The 26,670-nt window shown below is 51.7% G+C and carries 23 protein-coding genes; 20 read left to right on the top strand and 3 right to left on the bottom strand.

Annotated elements, in window-relative coordinates; all coding sequences use genetic code 11:
* The first annotated feature begins 20 nt into the window (after window positions 1-20).
* From EYB31_RS10685 to moaA, 7 genes are all read left to right on the top strand, one after another.
* The gene (locus EYB31_RS10685; protein ID WP_131013316.1) at window positions 21-803 is read left to right on the top strand and encodes a 2-keto-4-pentenoate hydratase; all 783 of its coding nucleotides are present in this window, start codon (window positions 21-23) and stop codon (window positions 801-803) included.
* Between the two features lie 29 nt (window positions 804-832).
* A complete protein-coding gene (locus EYB31_RS10690; RefSeq protein WP_131013317.1) occupies window positions 833-1,729 on the top strand; it encodes an acetaldehyde dehydrogenase (acetylating) in 897 nt (298 codons plus the stop codon).
* Entirely contained in the window at window positions 1,726-2,739 is a 1,014-nt protein-coding gene (dmpG, locus tag EYB31_RS10695) for a 4-hydroxy-2-oxovalerate aldolase (protein WP_131013318.1), read from the top strand. Before EYB31_RS10690 ends, dmpG begins: the two co-directional genes overlap by 4 nt.
* Before the next feature lie 94 nt (window positions 2,740-2,833).
* On the top strand, window positions 2,834-3,616 hold the full coding sequence (locus EYB31_RS10700) for a 2-keto-4-pentenoate hydratase (RefSeq protein WP_131013319.1): 783 nt from the start codon (window positions 2,834-2,836) through the stop codon (window positions 3,614-3,616).
* A gap of 17 nt (window positions 3,617-3,633) precedes the next feature.
* Window positions 3,634-3,828 (top strand): 4-oxalocrotonate tautomerase, encoded by a 195-nt coding sequence (locus EYB31_RS10705; RefSeq protein WP_131013320.1) that lies wholly within the window; start codon window positions 3,634-3,636, stop codon window positions 3,826-3,828.
* 62 nt (window positions 3,829-3,890) lie between these two features.
* Complete coding sequence (locus EYB31_RS10710; protein ID WP_131013321.1) at window positions 3,891-4,829, top strand: amidohydrolase family protein; 939 nt, start codon at window positions 3,891-3,893, stop codon at window positions 4,827-4,829.
* 377 nt (window positions 4,830-5,206) lie between these two features.
* Window positions 5,207-6,238: a GTP 3',8-cyclase MoaA gene (moaA, locus tag EYB31_RS10715; protein WP_131013322.1), complete on the top strand. Its 1,032-nt coding sequence runs from the start codon at window positions 5,207-5,209 to the stop codon at window positions 6,236-6,238.
* A 102-nt stretch (window positions 6,239-6,340) separates the two neighbouring features.
* Here moaA and EYB31_RS10720 read toward each other — a convergent pair whose 3' ends face one another.
* A complete protein-coding gene (locus EYB31_RS10720) occupies window positions 6,341-8,026 on the bottom strand; it encodes a methyl-accepting chemotaxis protein (RefSeq protein WP_131013323.1) in 1,686 nt (561 codons plus the stop codon).
* A 277-nt stretch (window positions 8,027-8,303) separates the two neighbouring features.
* Between EYB31_RS10720 and EYB31_RS10725 the strand changes: the two genes are divergently transcribed.
* Window positions 8,304-9,569 carry a nickel pincer cofactor-dependent isomerase, group 22 gene (locus EYB31_RS10725; RefSeq protein ID WP_131013324.1) on the top strand — a complete coding sequence of 422 codons (1,266 nt, stop codon included), beginning with the start codon at window positions 8,304-8,306 and terminating at the stop codon, window positions 9,567-9,569.
* Window positions 9,570-10,267: 698 nt separating this feature from the next.
* On the opposite strand, the gene uvrA is transcribed toward EYB31_RS10725, so the two are convergent.
* Window positions 10,268-12,802 (bottom strand): excinuclease ABC subunit UvrA, encoded by a 2,535-nt coding sequence (uvrA, locus tag EYB31_RS10730; protein WP_131013325.1) that lies wholly within the window; start codon window positions 12,800-12,802, stop codon window positions 10,268-10,270.
* 286 nt (window positions 12,803-13,088) lie between these two features.
* Between uvrA and EYB31_RS10735 the strand changes: the two genes are divergently transcribed.
* Window positions 13,089-13,382: a hypothetical protein gene (locus tag EYB31_RS10735; RefSeq protein WP_131013326.1), complete on the top strand. Its 294-nt coding sequence runs from the start codon at window positions 13,089-13,091 to the stop codon at window positions 13,380-13,382.
* A 192-nt stretch (window positions 13,383-13,574) separates the two neighbouring features.
* Here the strand turns inward: EYB31_RS10735 and EYB31_RS10740 are convergent, their stop codons facing one another.
* On the bottom strand, window positions 13,575-14,435 hold the full coding sequence (locus tag EYB31_RS10740; RefSeq protein ID WP_131013327.1) for an aldo/keto reductase: 861 nt from the start codon (window positions 14,433-14,435) through the stop codon (window positions 13,575-13,577).
* Window positions 14,436-14,993: 558 nt separating this feature from the next.
* On the opposite strand from EYB31_RS10740, the gene EYB31_RS10745 reads away from it, so the two are divergent.
* The 11 genes from EYB31_RS10745 (at window position 14,994) to EYB31_RS10790 (ending at window position 26,612) form a co-directional block, all read left to right on the top strand.
* The gene (locus tag EYB31_RS10745; RefSeq protein WP_131013328.1) at window positions 14,994-16,142 is read left to right on the top strand and encodes a Gfo/Idh/MocA family protein; all 1,149 of its coding nucleotides are present in this window, start codon (window positions 14,994-14,996) and stop codon (window positions 16,140-16,142) included.
* A 258-nt stretch (window positions 16,143-16,400) separates the two neighbouring features.
* Entirely contained in the window at window positions 16,401-17,564 is a 1,164-nt protein-coding gene (locus EYB31_RS10750; protein WP_131013329.1) for a dihydrodipicolinate synthase family protein, read from the top strand.
* Window positions 17,565-17,777: 213 nt separating this feature from the next.
* Entirely contained in the window at window positions 17,778-18,599 is an 822-nt protein-coding gene (locus tag EYB31_RS10755) for a sugar phosphate isomerase/epimerase family protein (protein WP_131013330.1), read from the top strand.
* Window positions 18,600-18,689: 90 nt separating this feature from the next.
* A complete protein-coding gene (locus EYB31_RS10760; RefSeq protein ID WP_131013331.1) occupies window positions 18,690-19,508 on the top strand; it encodes a helix-turn-helix domain-containing protein in 819 nt (272 codons plus the stop codon).
* 299 nt (window positions 19,509-19,807) lie between these two features.
* Window positions 19,808-21,118 carry a UDP-N-acetylmuramoyl-L-alanine--D-glutamate ligase gene (gene murD / locus EYB31_RS10765; protein ID WP_131013332.1) on the top strand — a complete coding sequence of 437 codons (1,311 nt, stop codon included), beginning with the start codon at window positions 19,808-19,810 and terminating at the stop codon, window positions 21,116-21,118.
* A gap of 141 nt (window positions 21,119-21,259) precedes the next feature.
* Entirely contained in the window at window positions 21,260-21,772 is a 513-nt protein-coding gene (locus tag EYB31_RS10770) for an AAA family ATPase (protein WP_131013333.1), read from the top strand.
* A gap of 269 nt (window positions 21,773-22,041) precedes the next feature.
* Window positions 22,042-22,377 (top strand): hypothetical protein, encoded by a 336-nt coding sequence (locus EYB31_RS10775; RefSeq protein WP_131013334.1) that lies wholly within the window; start codon window positions 22,042-22,044, stop codon window positions 22,375-22,377.
* A 175-nt stretch (window positions 22,378-22,552) separates the two neighbouring features.
* Window positions 22,553-22,702, top strand: a complete 150-nt coding sequence (locus EYB31_RS40175) for a hypothetical protein (protein WP_165452330.1) — start codon at window positions 22,553-22,555, stop codon at window positions 22,700-22,702.
* A 240-nt stretch (window positions 22,703-22,942) separates the two neighbouring features.
* Entirely contained in the window at window positions 22,943-24,544 is a 1,602-nt protein-coding gene (locus EYB31_RS10780; RefSeq protein ID WP_131013335.1) for a glycosyl hydrolase family 18 protein, read from the top strand.
* 17 nt (window positions 24,545-24,561) lie between these two features.
* Window positions 24,562-25,326: a formylglycine-generating enzyme family protein gene (locus EYB31_RS10785; protein ID WP_131013336.1), complete on the top strand. Its 765-nt coding sequence runs from the start codon at window positions 24,562-24,564 to the stop codon at window positions 25,324-25,326.
* A gap of 170 nt (window positions 25,327-25,496) precedes the next feature.
* Window positions 25,497-26,612 carry a DUF3626 domain-containing protein gene (locus EYB31_RS10790; RefSeq protein WP_420819434.1) on the top strand — a complete coding sequence of 372 codons (1,116 nt, stop codon included), beginning with the start codon at window positions 25,497-25,499 and terminating at the stop codon, window positions 26,610-26,612.
* The last annotated feature ends 58 nt before the right edge of the window (window positions 26,613-26,670 follow it).

Here is a 26,670-nt window from a genome sequence, read left to right on the forward strand (position 1 = left end):
CGAAGGGCGGATGAACGCATATGTCAAATAAAGCAATCCGGTTTGCCGAACATTTGGAGCAAGCTGTCGTCGCAGGGAAAGGCGTTGAGCCGATTACCGCTATCGATCCGGAAATTACAATAGAGGAAGCGTACCAAGTTCAGCTCGTCAATATCGATAAACAGCTGAAATTAGGCAAACGTATCGTCGGCAAAAAAATCGGCCTCACATCTTTGGCGATGCAGCAGCTGCTTAAGGTCGACCAGCCGGATTACGGCCATCTGCTGGATGATATGGTGGTCGAAAACGGCGGGACAATTCCGTTCTCCCGGGTGCTGCAGCCAAGAGTGGAAGCGGAAATCGCGTTTGTGCTCAAGCGCGATCTGGTCGGACCACGCGTAACGGCGCTTGAAGTATTGATGGCTACCGATTATGTGCTGCCGGCGCTGGAAATCGTCGACAGCCGCGTAGCGGATTGGAAAATCAAGCTGCAGGATACGATTGCCGACAACGCGTCATCGGGACTTTACGTGCTCGGCGGAAAGCCGGTCAGACCGGCTGACATCGATTTGCCGTTGGTCGGCTCGGTGCTTTACAAAAACGGCGAGATCATGAATACCGGTGTCGGTGCGGCGGCGCTTGGCGATCCGGCCGTCTGCGTGGCTTGGCTGGCCAACAAGCTGTTTGAATTCGGCATTACGTTGAAAGCGGGCGAGGTCATTTTGTCAGGGGCGCTTTCGGCGGCTGTTAACGCTAAGCCGGGCGATCATTTTTCGGCACGGCTGGGCCATCTGGGCGAAGTCAGCGTCATCTTCGAAGGTTAGATTACAGAATGGAAAGGGCGGTCTAACGTATGTCCAAAATCAAAGTAGCCGTGCTTGGCTCAGGCAATATCGGCACGGATTTAATGTATAAGCTGCAGCGCTCCGAGGTGCTGGAGATGACCACGATGATCGGGATCGATCCGGCTTCGGACGGACTGGCCCGCGCCAGAAATCTCGGATTTTATACGATCGACTCCGGTTTGAACGGGCTGCTGGAGCAGCCGGATTTGGCCGACATCGTGTTTGACGCCACATCGGCGAAATCGCATATGCGCCATGCCAAGGCGCTGCGGAATGCCGGCAAGCTGGCGTTGGATTTGACCCCTGCGGCCGTCGGCGCATTGGTTGTGCCTACGGTAAATATCGAAGAGCATCTGGATAAGGACAATATCAATTTGATTACATGCGGCGGTCAAGCTACAATTCCGATTGTGCACGCGGTAAATCGGGTAAGCCCGGTCCAATATGCGGAAATCGTCGCTACGATATCGAGCAAAAGCGCCGGTCCCGGCACACGGGCCAACATTGACGAGTTTACGGTAACGACAGCCAAAGGAATCGAGAACATCGGCGGCGCCAAAAAAGGCAAAGCGATCATCATTCTCAACCCGGCGGAACCGCCGATTTTGATGCGCGATACGGTATATACGCTGGTTGATCCGGAGCGGATGGACATCGATGCAATCCGCCGTTCGATCTACGACATGGTAGCCTCCATTCAATCTTATGTGCCGGGTTACCGTCTGCGGACGGAACCGATCATCGAGGGCAATAAAGTGTCAGTGTTCCTTGAGGTAGAAGGTGCCGGGGACTACTTGCCGAAATATTCCGGCAATCTGGATATTATGACCGCAGCCGCCGTCAAAGTCGCCGAGCAATTTGCACGGCATCGGCTTGCCCAAGCTGCAGGGGAGGCGTTGAAATGACGATACAACGGGACATTCTAATTACGGAAGTAGCATTACGCGACGGCAGTCACGCGATTGCCCACCAATATACGGTTGACCAGGTGCTGCGTGTGGCGAAGGCGCTTGGCGAAGCGGGCGTGCCGTATATCGAGGTTTCGCACGGCGACGGCCTTGGCGGCTCGTCGCTGCAGTACGGCTTATCGCTTACGGATGAACTGAAGCTGATTGAGGCGGCCGTCTCGGTGAGCGGCGATTCGAAGGTGGCTGTACTGGTGCTGCCGGGTATCGGCACGATCGAAGATATGAAAGAAGCGATCAAACTTGGCGCCAAAATGGCGCGGATCGCCACCCACGTAACGGAAGCCGACGTATCGGCCCAGCATATTTCCAAAGCCAAAGACATGGGGCTGGAGACGGTCGGATTTCTGATGATGTCGCATATGGCCCCTGTCGACAAATTGGTCGAGCAGGCGAAGCTGATGGAAAGTTACGGCGCCGATACCGTCTATATGGTGGATTCCGCCGGCGCGCTGCTGCCGCACGAAGTAAGGGAACGTACCCGCGCCTTGCGCGATCATCTCGGCGTTAATGTCGGGTTCCACGGCCACAACAATTTGTCGCTGGCTATGGCCAACACACTGGCCGCAATCGAAGAAGGCGCTGTGCGAATTGACGGCAGCATTCGCTGCTTGGGAGCGGGAGCCGGGAATACGCAAACCGAAGTGCTTGTAGCCGTGTTGGAACGCATGGGCATACAAACCGGCATCGACTTGTATAAAATCATGGATACGGCCGAAGAAGTAGTCGCGCCTATTCTTCAAGTACCGCAGGAAATTACCCGCGACAATCTGGTGCTTGGTTACGCCGGAGTATACTCCAGCTTTATGCTTCACGCACAACGCGCAGCGAAGAAATTCGGCATCGACTCGCGCGATATTTTAATCGAGTTGGGCAAGCTGAAGGTGGTCGGCGGCCAAGAAGATATGATCATCGACGTTGCTTCGGAAATGGCGAAAGCACGCAATTAATGACGATTTTGCAAACGTAACGCATCGGGGAAGTAGCGAAAGCGGCTTCTCCCGCGTTTCGGCAATACCAATCGTTTATTACGGAGGGAATAAGATGGATAAGGCAAAAGCAAAAGAACTCGCCCGTTTTCTCGTCAGCGCAGAGGTGGAGAAACGGGAAGTGTTGCGCATTACAAACGATCACCCGGAACTGACGGTCAGCGATGCTTACGAGATTCAAGAGCAGCTCGTGCAGATCAAACTCGAAGAAGGTTATAACATCGTTGGTCCCAAAATGGGCTTAACAAGCCAAGCAAAAATGAAGCAAATGAATGTTAGCGAGCCGATTTACGGATATATTTTCGATTATATGGTTGTAAACGGGCAGCAAATTTCGATGAGCGACTTCATCCATCCAAAAGTGGAAGCGGAAATCGCCTTTGTGCTTGGCAAAGATATCGAAGGACCGGGAATTACCGGGGCACAGGTGCTGGCGGCAACGGAATACGTGCTGCCCGCGCTGGAGCTGATCGACAGCCGGTACGAAAACTTTCAATTTACGCTTCCCGATGTGATCGCCGACAATGCTTCTTCTTCGAAAGTGGTGTTCGGAACGACAATCAAGCGTCCTGACAACATGGAGCTTGATTTGGTCGGCGTCACGCTCAGCATCAATGGGCAAATCAAGGACTTAGGCGCCGGCGCAGCCGTTGTCGGCCATCCGGCGAACTCGGTTGCGATGCTGGCCAACATGCTGGCGCGCAAAGGGCTTAAGCTGAAAGCCGGCCAAGTGATCCTTACCGGCGGAATTACCGGGGCGGTGATGCTGAGTGCCGGAGATACCGTATCCGCGAAATTTGACGGGCTCGGCACGGTTGATTTTATCGTTAAAGAATAGAAGGGAGCAGAAACCACATGCCAATTGTAAACATCCAAATATTGGAAGGAAGACCGGCGTCCAAAGTAAAAGCGCTCATTTCCCGCGTCACCGATACGGTGGCCGAAGAGCTTGAAGTGCCAAAAGAGAGAATCCGCGTGCTCGTAACGGAAGTTCCTAAGACACATTGGGGGATTGCGGGAGTCCCGGTTTCCGATACGCCTGGCAGATAAATAAAGCCCGTCTTAAGTACATTATCATCATCGATACCCGTTTTTTACGAGGAGGCCGGTTCATGTACGACGTTCATACGCATTTTATTCCTCCTGAGGTAACGCAATGGCTGCGCAGCAATAAAGAAGCCGTAAACGCCAAATGGATTCAAAAAGATCCGCTGAAGGCCGATTTTTTAAGCGTAAATGGAAACTGGGAATTTGAGCTCAAGGAATCGTTTGTTAATCCCGAGCTGTACCTCGGTGAGCAGGAGAAAGCGGGCATTGCGCATTCGCTGGTTTCCCCGATTCCCCAACTGTTTCTTTATGATTTTGCCCCCGAGGTGACAAGCGAGGTATCTACGGTTTACAACGACGGCCTCGCACAGTGGGTTAAGCTGCATGACACGCGTTTGTCCGCGCTGGCAACCGTGCCGCTGAACGATCCCGAAGCGGCGGCCGCCGAGCTGGAAAGAGCGATGGGGCAAGGGCTCAGAGGCGCCATCGTGGGCTCCTCCTGGGGCGGAAACATGCTCAGCGAAGATAAGTTTACGCCGTTCTGGGAAAGCGCGAACCGCAATAAGGCGATCGTATTTGTTCATCCGCTGCTCTGCACGGACCCGCGGCTTGGCAAACGGATGATGCCGAATTTGATCGGCGTGCCGTGGGAATCGACGGTATGCGCCACCGATCTGCTGCTCAGCGGTATGCTGACCCGTTACCCCGACGTCAAAATATTGCTCGCTCACGGCGGCGGATTGATGCCTTATCAAATCGGCCGCATGAACAAAGGGTACGAGATGTGGAAAGCGGTCTCCGCGGAACTGCCGGAACCGCCGCAGATGATGATCAAAAAATTTTGGTACGATACCGTGCTGTGGAATCCCGGCGCTCTCCATTACCTTACCGAGCTGGTCGGCGAAGACAAAATCGTGCAGGGAACGGATTACCCGTTTGATCTGTGCGAATGGCCGCCTGCAGTGGTGGGAGACAGCGGGTTCAAGTCACTGATGGGAGCTTGAATTCCCAAACGGTACGGGCTTGCGCTGCAATCAGCCGGTATGGAGACCGGCCGGTGTTCATCCGGACTATCAAACGGCAAGCTGCCTCGAACGCCTTGGACGTTTGCCGTACATAGCGGCATTCTATTGGCGAAGCCGGGTTATAAACAGACCTTCCATTCCTGTTAGCGGGGATGCGGAAGGTCTGTTTGTTTTGGCGCGGCATCTCTTGCTGAACGGACGATTTTGCGATAGTCTAGAAAGATAAACTTTGCTGCAGTGGATGCGATCCGGGCGGGTACAAACAACCGGCGGCGTTCGCGGCTGCCAGCCGCCACCGGAAATCCGGACTGATTGTGCAGGGAGCGAATTCGGATCGTTTTGAGGAGTGAACGCAAATGCAGGAAACGCCCCTGTCTTACCAGGCATTTGACAAACTGCAGCGGCCTTTGCGCGACTTGCGGCTGTCGGTTACCGATCAGTGCAACTTCCGTTGCCGTTATTGTATGCCCGAAGAAATATTCGGGCCGGACTATGCATTTCTTGCGAAGGACCAGCTGCTTTCTTTTCCGGAGCTGGTTCGTCTGACGCGGATTTTTGTCTCCTTGGGCGTGCAGAAGGTGCGGATTACCGGCGGCGAACCGTTGATGCGCAAAGGGCTGCCGGAGCTGATCCGGAGGATCGGCGAAATCGAAGGGGTTCGCGATATTGCCGTGACGACCAATGGTTCTCTACTGGCGCGGCATGCGCAGGCTCTGAAGGATGCGGGCTTACGCCGCGTTACGGTCAGCTTGGACAGCTTGGATGACGAACGGTTCGGCCGGATGAACGGGCGGGGATTCAAAGTATCCCAAGTATTGACGGGCATTGATGCGGCCGCGGCGGCGGGGTTGCAGGTAAAGGTGAATATGGTCGTGCAGAAGGGGACCAATGACCAGGATGTGCTGCCGATGGCGAGATATTTTCGCGAGAAGGGGCATATTCTGCGTTTTATCGAATATATGGATGTCGGCAATTCCAATGGCTGGAGGCTCGATCAAGTGCTGCCCAGCCGGGAGATTGTAAGTCTCATTCAGCGGGAAATGCCGCTTGAGCCGGTTGGGGCAAACCATTACGGCGAAGTAGCGCAGCGGTACCGCTATGCGGGAGAAGAAGGGGAGATCGGACTGATCTCTTCGGTGACGCAGGCGTTCTGCTCGACCTGCACCAGGGCGAGGCTTTCTGCCGAAGGGAAGCTGTACAGCTGTTTGTTTGCTTCGACGGGAACCGATTTAAGCGGACCTTTACGCGACGGACGGAGCGATGAGCAAATCCGCCGGCTGATTGCGGAATTTTGGTCCGGGCGCGACGATCGCTACTCGGAGGAGCGGCTGCGCAACACGCCGGGTCTGAAGCGGAAAAAAATCGAAATGTCTCATATCGGAGGGTAATGCAGGCCCGGGAGGCCTCCGGTTTGACATGAATAAGCATATAAAAGGACGCTTCCGGATCACTTATACCGTGGTTCTGGAAGCGTCTTTTTCAAATAACGATCAGACCTTAAACTTAACGATCTGGAATTGCAGCTGTTCAGCCATCTGGGCCAGCGACGAAGCAAAAGTAGAAACTTCCTCCGAGGAAGCGAGCTGCTCTTGTGTCGATGCGGATACGTGCCTGATTCCGGACTCCGATTCCTCGGCAATCGCGGCGATGAACTTCATAAAAGCGCTGACTTGCTCCGTGCTGGCCGACATTTCTTGTGCGGCCGCCGCCACTTCTTGAATTTGGGTCAACACCTTATGTACGGCCTGATCGATATGCTCAAACGACGTACCGGCTTTGCTGACAACGTGAATGCCTTCGTCCACCTCTTTGATTCCGGATTCCATGGACAACGCGGCCTTGTTTGTTTCTTCCTGGATGGCTGCGATGAGGTCGGCAATTTGCTGGGACGATTGTGACGATTGTTCCGCAAGCTTGCGGATTTCGCCGGCGACGACGGCAAAACCTTTTCCTTGCTCCCCGGCCCGCGCAGCTTCAATGGAGGCGTTTAAGGCCAGAAGATTCGTTCGCGCCGATATGTCCGAAATGATTTTAACGATTTCGCCGATATCTTGAGAGCGTGTTTCCAAATGAACGACAACTTCCGAAAGGCGTTCCATCGTGAGATGGATCGAGTTCATTTGCTCCGTTACACGTTGGATGTCTTGACTGCCTTCAGTCGACTTTTCCGCGGCTTCGGAGGCCGAAGACGAGACGTTTTGCGCATTGACGGCAATTTGCTGCGCGCCTGCCGACATCTCGCCTACCGCCTGCACGCTTTCGCCGATGCTCTGCACTTGTTTGCCGGAACCGGCGGCTACCTGCTGAATGGCGGATGCGATTTGCTCTGTAGCAATATTCGTCCGCTGGGCGCTTGCTTTCAGCTCCTCCGAGGAAGCGGCCACATGTTCGGCGCTGATGGTCGTTTGGGCGATGAGTTCCCGCAAATTTCTCACCATCTGGTTAAAAGAATAGGCCAAATCGCCGACTTCATCGCGGTTTTTCACCACGATTTCTTTTACCGTCAAATCTCCGGCTGCAATTTGTTTGGCCGCATTCGCCAGCTGTACGGTCGGTTTGGAAATGATTTTGGAAATCAGAAATCCGATAAGGACAGCCATAATGAAAGCGGCGATACTCATAATCAGAATCATTTTTTTTATCGTTTCAACCATGGCGGAAGTGGCTGTGCTGCTTTCGTCGACCAACTTCTGCTGCCCGTCGGCGATGCTGTTCGCCAAATTTTCCATATCGCGGCCAAGCTGAATGACCCCGGAGGAAGATTTGACGGCGGCCTCCTTATTTGACCCGATCAAAGCGAGAACTTGCTCGGCTTCTTTCTTAAATTGCTGGTTTAAATCGTGTAATTTGTTGACTTGCTCTTTGTCCACATCGCGTTTTATCAAAGTTACCATAAAGCCGCTTCGTTCCGTAAGCTGCTTGCCGGCTTGGTTAAACCGGTCCAAACTGTCCTGATTTTGAGTTAACAAATAATCCCGCAAGCTGCTCATCTGCTGCAGCGTGTCCGCCCTCATGTCTTTGGATGTCGCTAAAATTTTCTCCCGCCTATTCACCAGATCCGCATACGAATCGTCTATCTTTTGCAAATAATGATACGATAATGCGCTGACAATTCCCAAAATAAACGCAATAATTAAAAATCCGGCAATCATTTTATTACCAATTGTAAATCTCATGCGTCACCTCTACTAAATCGTTTTTTTTCCACAAGTTGATACGATATCATGATGTTTTACTATTGACAAGACAGATGGAACTGAAGACAACGCTTACTTGATAAAGAAATCTTTGGATATTTTTTAAGTGTAAACCTTGACAAGATTTGGCTTGTTTTCCATGACGGAGCGCTCTTGTTCCGCAAAACCTATTGCATATTTTTACTTGAAGTGGGAATATGAAATCAACAGATATGACAGCGTTTGCATTTTTTGACGATGAAGGAGGTTTGTTGCGATGAACATGATTGCGCAATTGGTCGGCGATACCTCGCTGCCGCGAATGGTCAAGGTGCGTCAGCATTTTTACGCGCCGGAGGTTGAGGATACGGCTGAGGCCGCCAGAGAGGCGATGCAAGATGCCGGAGTGCTGTCGCGGATCGCGTCGGGAGATCGGGTTGCGATTGCGGTAGGCAGCAGGGGCGTTGCGGATATTCCGGTGCTGGTCCGGGAGGTGGTGAATGCGGTGAAGTTGGCCGGCGGCCTTCCGTTTTTGATACCGGCGATGGGCAGCCATGGGGGAGCGACGGCCGAAGGCCAGCGCAGCGTGCTGGAGCATCTCGGCGTAACCGAGTCGTTTACGGGCGCGCCGATTAGGGCGAGCATGGATGTCGTGCAGGTGGGCGAACTGCCGAACGGATTGCCGGTTTATGCAGATAAACTCGCCTTTGAGGCGGATAAGGTGATCGTCATCAACCGAATCAAACCGCATACGGCGTTTCGGGGGCCTTTTGAAAGCGGACTTACGAAGATGATCACCATTGGGCTTGGTAAGCAAAAAGGGGCGGAAGCCGCTCACGCATACAGCTTCAAATATATGGCCGAGCATATTCCGGCGATGGCCAAAATCGTGTTAAGCAAAGTGCCGATCATCTTTGGGCTTGGCACGATCGAGAACGCCTACGATCATGTCGCTAAAGTGGTGGCGGTCCCGGCGGAAAAGCTGGCGGAAGCGGAGCCGCTGCTGTTGGCCGAAGCCAAGTCGCTGATGCCGAGAATAATGGTCGACCCGATTGACGTGCTGGTGGTGGATGAAATCGGCAAAAACATTTCCGGGGACGGCATGGACCCGAACATTACCGGCCGGTACGGCACGCCGTACGCTTCGGGAGGTCCGAAAGTAACCCGCATCGCCGTGCTCGGTTTGACCGAAGCGACGGAAGGCAACGGCAACGGAATCGGCTTGGCCGATGTGACGACACGTCGAGCGGTCGAGCAAATCGCCGCGGGTAAAGGTTACGCCAACGCGATAACCAGCACGGTGCTGGAAATGGTCAAAATTCCGCTGACGCTGGAATCGGCGGAACTGGCCGTCCAAACCGCCGTGAAGACGTGCAACGCTTTTGATCTCAGCAAGGTCCGCCTGGTGCGCATCGAAAACACGCTGAATATGAAACATATATGGGTTTCGGAGAGCCTGCTCCCTGAACTGAGGGATAATCCGGACATTGAAGTGCTGACGGAGCCCATCGATATGAATTACGCGGACCAAATCGTTTATTAAGCTGCAAAATCGTGAGACCGTACGGCGGCGGCAAGGATGGGGGGCATCAGGTACGCTGTCCAACGCGCGCGAATCCCAAGCGCGCGTTGCGGCGCTGCGCGGCAGTCGCTCGAACCCCACACGTGCAGAAGGAGGCCACTGAAAAAGCGAACGCTGCATGAGCGAATCATGCTTACGATCGCCCATTGTCCCCCAATTTCTTGAATGTACCTGCTTGCGGCAGGTGAAATTCGGGGACAAAAGCGATCGCTGGAGCTTCTCCAGCATGATTTCGCTCACTTAAGCTACTTTTTCAGTGGCAACTATTGTGCATCACTCAACGTTGAAGAGGCGCCCTCTCTAACGGACATGAGCGCAGCTATGTAAACCAAATCAGAGGTTTGCTGAATGTAACGGATATCGTCGCTCTTATTTGGCCTACTATCGCGATTTTCCCGACTTTTTTGGGCAAATAGAGTCGCTCTTGTCCGTTAAAAAATGATAACCCGATTTTTTTGTCATATAGCGACGCTGATGTCCGTTAGCGCTGGAGGGTGACATTATCATGGGCTAAGTCCGCTGCTATCCATTAGCGTTGGAGCGTGATTTTCGCATGGATCAGGCCAACCACAGCGACTTTCAGCCAATCAACCAGCTAACGATCAACTTTAATCAAGGTCGAATCGAAATCGCTTCATTTGCTGCGTTCAAGCCTCCACTCATGCCTTGGCGGGCGAGAGCCGTCCCTTCAAATACTGCCCGGTGTAGGACGCAGCGATATGCTGCACCTGTTCCGGCGTGCCTTGAGCGATGACGGTTCCGCCGGCTTTGCCGCCTTCGGGGCCAAAGTCGATGATCCAATCGGCTGCGCAAACGACGTCCAGATGATGCTCGATCGTTACAACGCTATGTCCCTGATCGACCAGCTTGTTGAAAAAGGCGATCAGCCGCTCCACATCGGCCGGATGCAGCCCTGTCGTCGGTTCATCCAGTAAAAACAACGTATGGCTGCCTCCGTTTTTCCCGAGTTCCTTGGATAATTTCAGCCGCTGCGCTTCCCCTCCGGATAATGTGCTGGCAGGCTGCCCCAGCTTGACATAATTCAGGCCAACCTCAACGAGCAGCTCCAGCTTGTTTTTAATATCCATCCGCTCCTCAAAAAGGGGAAGGCATTCCTCCACGGTCAAGTCCAATAATTCGGATATGTTATGTTCCCGGTAACTGACTTCGAGAATTTCCTTCTTGAATCGTTTGCCGCCGCATGCCGGACATTTCACCTCGACATCGGGCAAAAAATGCATATCCATTTGCAGCACGCCAAGTCCTTTGCATTTCTCGCAGCGTCCTCCTGTCGTATTAAACGAAAAGTGTTTGGCTGTCAGCCCACGTCGTTTGGAGTCCGGCAGACTTGCATAAAGATTGCGGATCGATGTAAACAAGTCCGTATAGGTCGCTATATTCGAGCGTGAAATTTTGCCGATCGCCTCTTGATGAACTGTTATCATTTTGCCGATCTGCTCAACGCCGGTAACTAGCGGTTCGTCCGTTTGACGGCCCCGGATCGCTTGTTCCACCACATCAAATAAAAAAGTGGATTTTCCCGAGCCGGAAACGCCGGTAATTACCACAAACCGATGCAATGGAACGGAGACGGTCACGTTTTTTAAATTATTCCCGCAAGCGTTCTTCACAACGAGAGATGAGCCGTCCCCTGATCTGCGGGGAATGCTGCGGTAAGGCGTTGGCGCGAACAAATACCGTCCGGTAACGGAGGCGGCCATACGCTGCAGCTCCCGCGGTGATCCGGCCCCTACTACATAACCGCCGTTTTTGCCGGCTTTTGGCCCCATATCGATAATGTAGTCGGCTTGTTCCATCACATCGGTGTCGTGTTCGATCAGCAGTACGGTATTGCCCAAATCGCGGAGGCGCTTCAGCGCGGCCAGCAGCTTGTGCGAATCTCGCGGATGCAGTCCTGTCGTCGGTTCATCGAGAATGTACAGCACCCCCGTTAATCCCGAACCGAGCAGCGAGGCGATCCTCAGCCGCTGCGCTTCACCGCCCGACAAGGATACCGCCGACCGGGACAACGTCAAGTAATATAAGCCGATATCGAGAAACCGCTTGATCCGCTCGGTCAAATCCGACATAATCGGCCGCAGGACCGCCATCGCTTCCGGGCCGAGCTGCGTTTGCAGCTGCTGCAGCCAATCCCACAGCTCATCCAAAGCAAACTCGCTTACTTCTACGATGGACGAGCCGTGAAGCGTAACCGCGCGGCTTTCTTCCCTCAGCCGGGTACCGTGGCAAGCCTCGCACATTTGTGTCGTAAAATAGCCGCTCCACTTTTTGCGATTATCTTCATCGTTCATGCTTTCATGGTATTTTTTATGGATGGCGGTGACTATCCCTTCGAATTTGCCTTTTCCAACCGTTTTGGGCGGTTTTTTGCCCGGAAACATCGCTTGGAAGGATTCGCTGAAAATACCGTAAAACAAAAGCGTGCGCTGCGCTTCGTTAAGATCTTTGATCGGTAGGTGAACGTCAAACTCGAATCCGTAATGGGCCGCTGCCGACAGCAGCGATTCCGTATAATAAGGCAGCATAAATTCCGTATCCCATGACTTAACCCCGCCGTCAGTGACGCTGAGCTTTTCATCGATCATAGCGGCTAACTGCAGCCGGCTCGTAAATCCCAAGCCGCCGCAGGAGGGGCAAGCCCCCAACATTTTATTAAAAGAAAAATGCGCCATCGTCAGTTCCGGCAGCTTGTGCCGGCAAGACGGACATTCCACGTGATGCTCCTCGCCGTTTTCTTCTTCCAATTGATCGCTTTCTTTCCCGATGGGCGATAGACTGGTCTGCCGCTCGAAGACAGGTTTCACCTGCCGCCCGCAGGACGGGCAGGGCCGTTCTCCCAAACGTGCATACAGCACTCGCAAGTAAGTGTATATTTCGGTAACGGTCCCTACGGTGGATCGCGGATTGCGGTTGTTATTATGCTGTCCGATACTGATGGAAGGCGACAGTCCGGTAATGGAATCGACGTTAGGTTTGCTTAAATAATCGGTGACCATTCCCATCGACTCCATGTACTGCCGTTGACATTCTTTTTGCAGCGTATGCATGGCGATTGACGATTTGCCCGAGCCGGACACGCCCGTTATGACGACCAGCCGGTTTTTTGGGATACTGAGCGATATATTTTTTAAATTGTTCTCGCGGGCCCCTCGTATTTCGATCGTATTGTTCATGCAAGTTCACCTGCTTGTCTGTGGGCTAGCTTGGAATGGCTACGCAGGTCGGCCGGCAAAATCGCCGCGGCGACGGATCTGTACAAAGCTGCTGCGGCGTGCGGTATGACAGTTCGTTGATAGACATTCATTTTATGGCTCGACTCCTTTTAAGTCTAATGGTTTCAATAGCAGTGTAGCAGGTGTAATATGACAACCTTTGTCATAATTAACGGATACCGTGATTTTTTACGCAGCGGAGCACGTATGTTATGATTTGGGAAACGGTAAAGGAGGGGCGGAAGTTTTGTGGAGATCAAAAGCGGCAAAGGTCATCTTGTTAGTTATAGCGATCACGGCGATAGCGGTTTCGCAGTCATCCGCCATGCAGTCGGTTGCGGCACGCACATCCGCTACGGTCTATGTGCTGCTCCATTACCGGGAGCTGGGCTTGCGATTTGACAATGTGGAATATTCGCCTCCATTCGGGGATTATTTTGCAAGTTTTACCGGCAAGGACGGAAGGAAGATCAGTTTTACGGTGACGCCGAAGTTTATGCCGGTGCTGATCAGCTACGATCCTTTGGATCCGGGACCTTAAAGCCGCGCGAAGCGTTTGTCTTTTGACCGTAAGAAAAATTTCCATGGGAGCTTGGCATGAAAAAGTGGAATTTTTGCACGAAAAAACCGGCCCCACAGGGAGCCGGCAGATATGCCGCAGTAAGTATAAAAGGCAGAGGTAATCTCTGCCCAGATGAAAATATTTAGGGTCCATACCGTAAAAGCAGGCTGCCTAACGGACGGCCCATTCCTTGCCTTCGTTCCAGTCTTTGGCTTTCCAGCGCAGCACTCCCGGCGTGGCCAGATGCATAATCTCCTTCAAAAAATCCAGCCGTTCGATGTCGTCCATCGGCTGGAACTCCCGGGCTACCCGCAAATTTTGCTCCAGCTGCTCCATGGAGGAGATGCCAACGATCGCCGTGGAAATCGGCAAGGAGAACGTGTAACGCAGCGCATTTTCATACCACGGGGCAAGCAGTCCCAATCCGAGCAGCTTCATGCCGATTACGGCGACGCCTTTTTCGTTGGCCTGCGGCAAAAACTCATGAGCGAAGCTGTATATAAAATGATCTGCGGCGGACACGGCGACTAAGGCGCTGTCAAACGGAAAGCGGTTGATCGCTTCAAGCTGGACAAGCGGATTTCTATGGCCGCTGATGCTGATATGTTTGATGACGCCTTGCTCTTTGGCTTCAATCATCGCTTTGATGGCCCCGTCTTCGGCAAAAATCCGGTCCAGCTCCTCCATCGTGCCGACCGCGTGCAGCCGCCATTCCTCCACATGATCGGTCTGCAGCCGCTTCAAGCTTTCCTCCAGCCTTCTCCACGAACCGTCTCTTGTTCTTTCGCCCGTCTTCGTAGCGATCCACACTTGGTCGCGGCGGTTTCCGAACGATTTGCCGAGTCTTTCTTCCGATTGTCCTTTGGAATAAGTTGGCGCAGTGTCAAAATAAGTGATCCCTTCGTCAATTGCCCGGTTGACGATTTGAATTGCTTCTTCTTCGGTGCAGTAGTGCTCGTCGACGATCCGCTGCGCGCCGAAACTTAAGATGGGAAACTGCCGGCCGGTCCGGCCGAAATTGCGTTTTTCCATGAAATGACCTCCATTATTAGAAAATTGTTGGCTGTGTTGCAGCTTCCTTTAAGACATGAATTTACTTTGCCCAGATGCTTTTATTTAGACTAAGAAAGTTTAACTGTATTATACGTTGAAGCGCAAATTAAACTTTCTGCTCGCAAGAAAAGCTTCCTCTAAACCACGAATGCACTTCACTGAAAGTACTTCGATATGGATGCTTTTATTTAGAGTAAGAAAGTTTAACTGAATTTAAACGTTGAAGTGCAAATTAAACTTTCTGCTCGCAAGAAAAGCTTCCTTTAAGACACGAATGCACTTCACTGAAAGCACTTCGATACAGCTGCTTTTATTATAAGCAACGATCTTGTTTGCGAAAATGACTGAATTTTTCGATACTTAGTATCCTTGACTTAAGTACCTGTGGATCGTTAGGTACGCCCGGATCAATCCGGCTTATTTGTTTTGCAAAAAACGATTTCCGAAATTAAGAATCCGCTTCCCAATCTAGCAAGACGCAAGAAGGTAGAACGCTTACAATAACGGTGTAGACGCACACATAGGAGGAGAATAAAGATGGCGACGATTCAAATCGGCATTATTATGAACGGGGTTACGGGCAGAATGGGCACCAACCAGCATTTGATCCGCTCCATTATGGCGATCCGCCAGCAAGGCGGGGTTGCATTGTCCAATGGGGACAGAGTTATGCCCGATCCGATACTGGTGGGCAGACAAGAACAGAAGGTACGCGCGTTGGCGGCATCGCAAGGTTTGGAACGCTGGAGCACCAATCTTGATGAATGCTTGCAGGATCCGTATAACCAAATTTATTTTGACTCGCAAACAACGACACACCGGGCGCAGAGTATCAAAAAAGCTATTGCCGCCGGAAAACATATATATTGCGAAAAACCGATCGCGGAAACGTTGGAGGAAGCGCTTGAGCTGGCCAATCTGGCGAAGGAAGCGGGCGTCAAAAACGGCGTTGTACAAGACAAGCTGTTTCTGCCGGGTCTGATCAAACTGAAACGGCTCGTCGATTCCGGGTATTTCGGACGCATTTTGTCGGTGCGCTTGGAGTTCGGCTATTGGGTGTTTGAAGGAACATGGCAGCCGGCACAGCGGCCTTCTTGGAACTACCGTAAGGAAGAAGGCGGCGGCATTATCGTCGACATGTTTGCGCATTGGCGTTATGTGCTGGACAATTTGTTCGGCGAAGTCCGTTCCGTTTCGTGTATCGGCGCGACGCACATCCCTCAGCGGGTGGATGAGCAGGGCGAACTCTACGAATGCACCGCGGAAGACGCGGCATACGCTACGTTCCTGCTGGAAGGCGGCATCGTTGCACAGGTGAATTCGTCATGGGCTGTCCGTGTCGACCGCAAAGAGCTGGTTAACATCCAAGTGGACGGTACGGAAGGCAGCGCCGTCGCAGGCTTGCGGGAATGCCGGACGCAGCATCGGGTCAACACGCCGAAGCCGGTATGGAATCCCGACATCCCGAATCCACTCTCGTTCCGCGACCAATGGGAGGAAGTGCCGGACAATCAGTTGTTCGACAACGGCTTTAAAATTCAATGGGAGCAATTTTTACAGCATGTCGCCGAAGATGCGCCGTTTAAATGGGGACTGCTGGAAGGCGCCAAAGGCACACAGCTTTCGGAGCTGGGACTGCAATCGTGGAAGGAACGCAGGTGGATCGACGTGCCGGAGCTCAGCTAGCGGTTGACCGGTGAAGATGCAAAAACGGTGAGTTTTTATTCCGATATGTCTGCGGCGGGCTGGGATTGCCATTCCACCGCTCGTGAAAACCGTGTTTTCCCCTTAATTTATTTTATCGTAAAAACACGGTTTTCAAGGCGGACGTAAACTTTCCATGACAATTCCCTTCCCTCTGCAGACCCGGAATAAAAATTCACGAACGCCAAATCTTCAACCATCCCCCCTAGCTGAGGGGTTAGTAAAAATAGGAGGGCTAAGATGAGCATTTCAATTAAGCTGCCAAAGGCGGATAGATCGATATATGCATATGAATTAAACGATGCGCTGTCGCTTCCTCGGCCAAACGGGAAGTTCCAAAGCCGTATCGTATACGCGGCCGCGCATGTCGTTGTTGATCCGTGGGCGAACCGCGATCCGCTTGCCGACGCGCAGATTGATATGGAAGCGACGATGGCTTACCGCCATCATTTGTGGTCGCTTGGTTTTGCCGTTGCCGAAGCGATGGATACGGCCCAGCGTGGCATGGGGCTTGACTGGGCGAGAGCGCAGGAGCTGATCAAACGCTCCATTCAGGAAGCCCGGTCCGTCGGCGGCACTGTCGCAAGCGGTGCCGGAACCGACCATTTGCTGGTTCAGCCGGGGCTTACGCTGGAGCAGGTGGAAGCGGCTTATGAGGAGCAGTGCGCTTTTGTGGAAGGGCTTGGCGGCCAAGTGATTCTGATGGCGAGCCGGGCGCTTGCGGCTGTCGCCAAAGGTCCGGAAGATTATGAGCGGGTGTACGGGAAAATTTTATCCCAAGTATCGAAACCGGTCATTTTGCATTGGCTTGGCGATATGTTTGATCCGGCACTGGCCGGATATTGGGGTCACCGCGATACTTCCGCGGCGATGGACGTGTGTCTGCGCATCATTAACAGCCATGCCGACAAAATCGACGGCATCAAAATTTCGCTGCTTGATGCAAGTAAAGAAATCGATATGCGCCGCCGTTTGCCTGCCAATGTAAAAATGTACACCGGCGACGACTTTAATTATCCCGAGTTGATTAAAGGCGATGAAGCGGGCTACAGTCATGCGCTGCTTGGCATTTTCGACGCGATCGCTCCGGTTGCCGCGGCTGCGCTGCATGCATTGGATGCGGGGGAAACCGCACGGTACCACGAGCTGATGGATAAAACGCTGCCGTTGTCCCGCCACATTTTCCAGCGGCCGACTTTTGCTTATAAAACCGGTATCGTTTTTATGGCTTATTTGAATGGCCATCAATCGCATTTCCGGATGCTGGGCGGAGCCGAAGGGGCGAGAAGCGCTATCCATCTGGCCGATTTGTTCGTTCTTGCCGATCAGGCGGGATTGATCGCGGACCGTGAATTGGCGGTACAGCGGATGAACCTGCTGATGAACGTATCCGGTGTGAACTAAGAGTCTGCAGGGCGAAAAAGCAATTCGGTGAATATTTATTCAAGGTGCGTGTCATTGCAGGCGAGGGATGGCTTCCAAGCTCGAACATTTTGATTGCCTTGATTGGATTAGATGTAGTAAGGTGTCAAGGCAATCAAAAAAATTCGCCGAAATCAATTCGCCCTACAGACTCTAGGCTTTTAATTAAGGTCAGAAAAAAGGAGCTGAGCGCGAATGGAGCCGCTGACATCGATAGACAGATTAAGTTTAAATACAATGACGACGGACCGCTGGACTTTGCAGGAAGCGGTCGACGGCTGCGCAAGAGCGGGCATCGGCTGGATCGCGCCGTGGAGAAACAGGGTGGCCGAAGCGGGGCTTAAGCAAAGCGGCAAGATGATCCGCGACGCGGGATTGCGCGTATCCAGCTTATGCCGCGGCGGCATGTTCCCTGCGGGGACGGCGGCGGAGCGTGCGGCCAGAATCGAGGACAACCGGCGCGCCATCGAGGAAGCGGCTGAGCTGGGGGCCGAAGTGCTTGTGCTCGTATGCGGGCCTTCCTCGGACAAAGATATCGGCGAAGCGAGGAAACAGGTGCTCGACGGCATCGAGCAGTTGGTCCCTTATGCCCGGGAACACGGCGTCAAGCTTGGCATCGAACCGCTGCATCCGATGTATGCGGCCGAGCGGTCCGTCATCGTTAAGCTGTCGCAAGCCAATACGATGGCCGAGCAGTTGAACGTACCGGATGTTGGCGTTGTGGTCGATGTGTTCCATCTATGGTGGGACCCCGATTTGTATACCGAAATCGCCAGAGCCGGGGAACGTATTCTTGGTTTCCATGTTAACGATTGGCTTGTGCCGGTGCCGGATATGCTGATGGGCCGCGGCATGATGGGCGACGGTGTGATCGAGCTGCGCAAAATCCGCCACGCCGTGGAAGCGGCCGGTTATAAGGGACCGATCGAAGTGGAAATTTTTAACCGCCGCATATCGGATCAGCCGGGGGACGAAACGCTTGAGCAGATGAAAAACCGTTATTTGGAACATGTATAGTAAGTAGCTAAGTAATAAGGATACTTGCGTCCTCTTCGCCAAAGAGTAAAATGGTACTAGTACCGTTTTTTGGGGCGGAGGAGACACCGGATGGAGCTGAGAATCATCGAGCTGCCGGACAACGGCATATTGCTGTACGAAAGCAAGCATAGCGACGGCAATGTCGTAAAAGAACACAGCCATCAAATTCATCAAATTTTATATGTGCTGGACGGGATCGGCGGCCTGCAGTTGGACGGACAGCGTTATGAGCTTACAGCCGACAGGCTGGCGCTGATCGTGCCGCATTCCCGCCATTCGATATATTGCGAGGAAAAGCTGACGATGCTGGTGCTGGCGTTTAACGCGCAAATGCTTGAAGGCGCCGTGCACAACGAGCTTTTCGGCAAAAGATTCGCCGCATCCGCGATGCTGCAGCCGAATCCGCTGCTGGCGGCCGAGGTGCGGCAGCTGCTGCGCAAAATGATGTTTGAGCAGGCAGCGGCCGATCCATTATACGCCTGGGCGCAGCGGATCTTTTTGCAGGAAATACTGCTGCAGCTTTCCCGTTCCCGGCAAGGCGCGGCGATTACCGATTCCAACGCGATGAGGGCGGAGCGCATCCGCAAATATATCGAGCAGCATTATTTCGAGCCGCTGACCGCAGGCGATATCGCCGGACGTATGGGAATCAGCGCAAGGTATGTCAACAATATTTTTAAAGAAAGCTACGGCGTGACGCCAACGCAATACTTGATGGAAGTACGCATCGGCGTGGCCAAAAGCCTGCTGCTTGAAACCGATAAAGACATTGTAACCGTCTGTTTTGAGGTTGGCTTTGAAAATGTGCCGACCTTTTACCGGGCGTTCCGGAATATGGTGAAGTTGTCTCCGATGAAATTCCGCAAGCAGCACGAAGCGCCGGTGTGATCCGGCCGTCCGGCGATCTGTATGGAACCGGGGGCGCTGGTACTGTAACTGTAACAAAAGTGAAGCACGGACGAACCTAATAGTTACCGTAAAAAGAAGCTTGAGCGATCAGGCTTCTTTTTGCCGTGACTTTACTCGTATGTTTGCCGCCATCGTTATCGACGCAGCTCACCAGGCTGTGGCTGAAAGCTTGATGATGTTATGTTAGGAATGTTCGGCTGCTTCATTACTTTAATGGGCAGGTTGATTCCAAAATGTGGTATATTGGGTTTAATGACACTTTCTATGTGGGGGTGCTTATGAATCCTGCTTTTGACACTTATATCCAATCGTTGACCGGTCGAGAAGTGACCGTCATCGGCGCCGGCGTCAGCAATTCACCACTGATTCGCATGTTATGCTCGGCCGGGGCGCGCGTCACTGTGCGCGACCGCAATCCGGCTCTGCCCCGGGAGGAGTGGGACGATCTAGGCGTCGGGTTATGCTTAGGAGAAAACTATCTGGATGGCGTTGGAGGCGACGTGGTGTTCCGTACTCCCGGGATGCGCCCAGACCATCCGGCGCTGGACTCGGCCCGCGCTGGCGGCAGCCGTGTGACCAGTGAGATGGAGGAATTTTTTGCATTGTGTCCTTGCCCTATTTTTGGTGTGACCGGTTCGGATGGTAAGACCACTACCACGTCACTAATTGCAGACATGCTGGCTGATGGGGAACGTAAGGTACATCTGGGTGGCAACATTGGCATGCCACTGCTGACACGCGCGGGCGAAATGTCGCCGCTGGATGTGTGCGTAGTCGAGCTGTCCAGTTTCCAACTGATGGACATGACGCGCTCTCCCCATGTGGCGGTGATTACCAACCTCTCGCCTAATCACCTCGATTGGCACCGCGACATGAATGAATATACCGCCGCGAAGCGCCGCCTGCTGGATTTTCAGAGTGCTGACGACTGTGCCGTCCTAAACGGCGACAATCCGTTGACTGCCGCACTTCGCGGACGAGGGCGGACCAAATATTTCGGCAGGCACGCTGTCCACGATGGTATGATCGACGGTCTGTTACCCATCAGTGACATTCGTTTGCCGGGATGGTATAACGTGGAAAACATGATGGCTGCTATGACTGCCGTGCGGGGGATCGTATCGGACGAGGCAATCTTGGAGACGGTGCGTAACTTCGTCGGAGTGGAGCATCGAAACCAGTGGGTTGCAACTGTGGGCGGCGTTCATTATTACAACAATTCCATCGGCTCCAGCCCTGCCCGTACCGTCGCCACACTACATGCACATGCGGGCCGAGTGCTGCTGATCGCCGGCGGGCGAGATAAGAAAGTGCCGTTTGACGAGATGGTTAATCTGCTGCCTGATCATGTTAAGGTACTGCTGTTGATCGGAGAAGCGGCTGGGCAAATCGAAGCTGCGGCGCGTACAGTGCAGAATTGCCCGCCTATTGTTCGCTGTGAAGACCTGGCTGAGGCAGTGGCGCAGGCACACATGCTGGCTACACCGGGTGACACTGTGCTGCTGAGTCCTGCATGCACTGCGTTTGACCAATACCGTAACTTTGAAGAGCGGGGGCGTCACTTTGTAGAGCTGGTCGGGGCGCTGTAACGGTCTGAGGGGTAGGATTGAACATGGGCCTTTGCCGGGAAAACTGATTGTCCTAGCGTCTTTTCATTTTTAGAACTCTTCTTTAAGAGTGATAGAAATATCCAATATATTGTGCTTATCCAGTTGAATGGAGGGTCAGCTATGGGAATTAGGAATTATCTGATTGAAGGCGTTTCCGGCACCGGCAAAACTTCGGTCTGCAAAGAATTGCAGCGGCGCGGCTACCAGGCCATTAATGGTGACCGTGAATTGGCTTATCAAGGCGATCCGGAAACTGGTGCACGGACGGATGGCGTCACGCACGAACATCATATTTGGCATGTAGATAAAGTAAAAGCTTTGGTCGCCAACCAGGATGAGGCGGTAGCATTTTTCTGCGGTGGTTCTAGGAACTTTTCGAAATTCATAGATCTATTTGATGGTGTGTTTGTCCTCGAGGTAGACCTTGACACATTGAACCGGCGGCTTGACGAGCGGCCAGAAAATGAGTGGGGCGGCAAGAAAAGTGAACGGGAACTTATTGTGAGATTGCACCAAACGAAAGAAGACATTCCGAAAAACGGAATCATAATCGACGCCACTGCACCGATCGAGCACGTCGTTGACGAAATCATCCGTCAAATTGAGGTAACTGGCAGTTATCTTCAGCAATAATGAATCGGAACTACCTGCTAGTTATTTCCGTATATTTATGTATGATTGAAGAGGCATACAAACTACAAAGGAACAATTCAATATTGGAGTTTATTTTTTGTATTTGATTTGGACATCTAATTGACGAAGATGATAGCTGAATAAACCACACAATGAGGTTGCCGCGGATGGAAACGGTAACTTCGTTCTATTATTAGGCATGAGAATGCTGCAACAATGGTTAATAAATAGTTTGAGGATGTATAGAAATAGGAGGAGCTTTCAAACGGGTGAAAACAAGGATTACTGTTATCGTGCTGAGCCTTATAATCGGATTTTCTCTATTTGAATGGGGACATAAGATTGGGCCGCCTTTTTCCATTCCCAAAGCTTTGGTGTTGATTGAATCGGGTTCCAAACTGCTAGTTCCCTTAGATGTGGAACAAAGCCGATTTGTTGGGCGGCGCGGACTGTCGCAGGAAGCGCTTAATACGTATTTGCGGGAACATGGCGGTTGGGCGTATCGAGAGAATATGGGGAGTATGTTAATCTATGGACGGAACGGGGAAACCTTGATGGTTGAAGGCCGTTTTTCACGCGGCTATTGGTGGTACAAAGTTATGTAATAGGCCGGAGCAAAAAAATAGGGTAGAATACTTCCGCCTCTAGTGTTTTTCGTTAGCCTCGTTCCATTAACTGGCAGGAAAGGGGATTCGAAATGATGAAACGTCCTAGAAGTAATAAGGTCCGTGGTATGATCGGATCTTACAAAGGCAGGCGACGGTGGGGACATGCCGGCGCATGGAACGTTCGCGAGAATGGCAGTACTTGCCGGTTTTAACGGAAGGCGTTAAAGTTTTCGTCGATCCTTCGGTTGAAGGCGGAGATGCGGAATATGTTCTAATTGCAAGCGGTAAGGTTTCTCAGAAAAAGCCATCATTTGCTAAATAACAACGTGACGCAAGGCATCTGCCTTGCGTCCTTTATTTTTTCTCTGTTTTCGTTAAGGGCTTAATGACCCTGGCAAACTCCGTTTGCTAATTCGATGCCAAAAGGGGCTTTGGGGCGACAGTTACTGTCGGTTCGTTTCTTTTTGAATCCTATCGGTTTGCTTGTTCCGTTTCACCTAAGCAACTATTTTACTCTTCTACACGTCTATATAGAATTGACGTCAAAGAGAAGGTGAGAAATATGTACAAGAAAATGTTGGGATTTGCCGTTATGTTCTTGTTCGCAACCGCCGGAAACGCTTATGCCTACGACGTTCCCATGTTCACTTACAAGGATGTGGCGGAACAAGCTTGGGAAAAAGATTACGTGTACACCTTATCGGCGCTCGGTATTATTGAGGGGTATCCTGATTCCCGCTATCATTCCGAAGATGCGTTGTCCCGGGAAGCCTTTATCAAGCTTTTGGTCACTACGGCCAAGCTGGATATTTCTCATGCTTCGGGGACCGTGCCTGCGGACGCGGCCGACCGCTGGTCGACACCATACATAGCTGCCGCTTCGGAGCGGCACTGGATCGAATTTATGGTGAATAAAGCCGGCGAATTGAAACCGGAACAGCAGATCACACGCGAAGAAGTGGCTGCCGTCGTCGGCAAGTATCTACTTGATAAGGCGGGAATGACCGGCTCGCAGTGGTTATCGGGAGATTGGACGAAGGAACGGGATAAACGAGCGTTTGTCGACATTTCAAAAATGGATGCAAATCTCGCTCCGTACGTGTTTTACACGGTAAACCGGACCGTCATGGAAGGGGATACTCAAGGCTTCCGTCCGAAAAGCGGATTGACCCGCAGCGAAGCCGCGGCCGTGATTTACCGCCTGATCGATATGGAAGCGGCCGAGAAGAAATTGGAAGTGACGGGATTTTACGCGATCAAATCGAGTCCTGCCATCGGGCGCATGCCGATCGTCGACAAAGTCGTGATGGGCTGGTCCCATCTCGAATACGATACAGCGGGGACGGCCAAGCTGGGCACAGATACTACCACCTACAAAGTTCCAGATGGGTACGCGGACGTGGTGAAGTCAGCCGAACAGGCGCATGTCCAAAAAGAACTGATGGTTTTTTATAATGATGGCAAGAAACTTTCGTTATTTTTGCAAGACGGGCCAGCGCAGAAGGCGTTTATCGGCCAGCTCGTCACCAAACTCGGCGATCCAGCATTCGGTTTTTCCGGTGTTTCCTTGGATTTTGAAGGGTTGATGGATGCATCGGATGCGCCGAATTATTTGCAATTTGTCCGGAATGTAAAAGCGGCCATAGGCAGCAAAACCCTCACCGTTTCCGTACCAACGGATTATTATTATAAAGGCTACGATTTAAAGGGGCTCGGCGAAACGGCCGACAGCCTTAACTTGATGGCCTACGATTTTACGCATGATGATTCGAAACTTCCTTCGGCTCCGTTGCCTCTCGTCAGGGACGGGGTGGAAAGGGCGCTCAGACAAGGTGTGCCGGCCAGCAAGCTGGTGCTCGGCATTTCCAAGCAGGCGAACCAGTGGATCACAACAAATGACAAAGTGACAACGGCAGAGCCAGGCATTGACCTGGTGGAAAAACGCCTCGCGGATCCGGAGGCTTCCAAAACCTGGACCATGCCTTATTTCTTGAAGCTGATCCAATACCAGGTTGGAGACACTGCGAACCAAATTTATTATGAAGACACGCAAAGCATCGCCAAAAAAATCTGGCTCGCCAAAGTCTATAACCTCAAAGGCATTTCCCTCTGGCATATGGGTAATTTCACCGCATCGGACTGGGATACGATCGAAAAAAGGTAGTAGGAAAGGGGGGCATCATGTCAATCCCAAAATACGAAAGTGATAGAGGGCATTTTCTAAAAGAATTAATGAATTTGATGGTGCCAGTAAAGGGAGGAACCGTTGAATTACGTGATTATGTTAACACGAATAAATGGCTTAGTTCTAATTATACGTTATCGAACCCTGGAAGTAATAAAAAGGCTGTTACATGGACTGAAACGATCGAACCTTTCCATGTAATGAAGTATCCGGTAACACAGCAGTTGTATCATTTTGTCGTGCATGAAGAAGCAATAGAGCCGATTGTGAATAACCTGCCCATTACGGAAGTTTCGTGGATGGATTCGCTTGCCTTTTGTAATGAATTGTCCAGAATGCTGGGCAGGACTGAATGCTACACAATCACAAATGAAAGTGAGAACACGATATATAACAAGACAGCGAATGGCTTTCGATTACTATCAGACGCTGAATGGCAATATGCGTGTAAAGCGGGAACCACGGGATATCGGTATGCAAGAATTGAGCAAATTGCATGGTATCAAGAGAACTCCAATGGATCAGTCCATCAAGTAGGACAACTGCTTCCTAATCCATGGGGGCTTTTTGATATGATTGGGAACGTCTGGGAATGGTGCTGGGATCTATATGATACTGAACGATATGGGAACTATAGGGTCTTCCGGGGAGGCAGTTGGGCTGAAGTTGCGAACAACTGTGGTTCTACGAGTAGAAGGAAAAGCATGCCCGATTTCAAGATAGATGAGAGCACGATCTCGAGCATGCCGAGATTGAATTAAACTCGCCGTGAGGGCCATCCTGCAAAGGATTGCCCTCACCTTTGCCATCATAGATAATGCGGAGAACCGTATCATATAGTAAAACAAGGAAACTGTGCTATGCTAACGGTACATGAATAGTCAGTGGATTATTGCCGCAACAGCGGTGGGGAATGAGGCTGGTGATGCAAATGTCGAATAACAGTCGACTTACAAATTCACAGACCCTAGCAATTGAACATATCAATCAATACGCTAGTTCTCGAAAGGCAGCTGCTCAAGCATCAATTAAAGAAATTCTCCAGATGTCAAATATTTCACTGAGCACTTTTGAGGATGCGATCTCCAAGCTTCAGTCGAATGCGAGGGTTGCATTACATTTTCATCCGGATCGTCCGGTTGCAGACACGAAATGCGTGGCCCAAGTGTTACTTGAACAAGGAAGCTACAAGAGTCAGTTCGAAACTCGAATTTCCAATGGCAGCGTCTCGGCTTACCCAGGCGGCGCGCGGGACATTTGGGAGAGAAAGTTTTTTGGCGGGGCTTACCAGTCGGAGGGCGTGGCTAACAGTGAGCGACCAAAGTATGGTGCTCTAGATTTAATGTTACACCCGGATGGGCCGGCTCCACGGTTCGGGTCGTGTTATTTTCTTCTCAATCCAAGTGCTTCCTATCGTTGCACGTACTCTTATGGTGGGTCGCAAGATAATCCACCGGAAAAAGGTACTTATGAGGAACTCGATGACATTTTAGCCGCGATATTTAAAGATGCATTTTTCCGCGAGTATGCGATAGGAGAAAAGAATCTAACTCCGAGGAAATTGGTTGATCAACTATTGTTCAACCTTGAACGCCCTTTCGCGGATCCATCGGAACGGAAGCCTAGTCGAAACCTTAACCACTTTATCGAGGTCCAAGTTCATGGTGATATATCCCTTAAAGATGATGTAGTAATACTTGTCGCCGATCCTTCGTTCAAAGGAACATACGTAGGAAAACTTATAGAGCAAATATGCTTGAAATATTCTATTGAACTATTTTGGCATATGGGGTTTTCCATGCAGGTAGAGGAAGTTCCTCCGAATTTTAGGGGACCGACCATGCCTACCCTTGCCAGACGAATAGCGAAGAGTGGTTATATCGATGCTAGTGTGATTGGGGATGCTGTAAATAATTTGAAACGCAGCCCGGCATTATGGAGCGACAGAGGGAACAATGAAGAGGTGCTTCAAGAATTAAAATACATATGGCATGTACTAGTACGATTTGGGAAAACTTTCCTAATAAATGAAAAATCAATTTATTAAACACGATACGAAAATTGTGAGCTGCTGTGAGAGCAGCTCTCTTTTATTTGAAGTAACT

This window comes from Paenibacillus thalictri, assembly GCF_004307995.1.
In the GTDB taxonomy this organism is placed as follows: domain Bacteria; phylum Bacillota; class Bacilli; order Paenibacillales; family NBRC-103111; genus Paenibacillus_AF; species Paenibacillus_AF thalictri.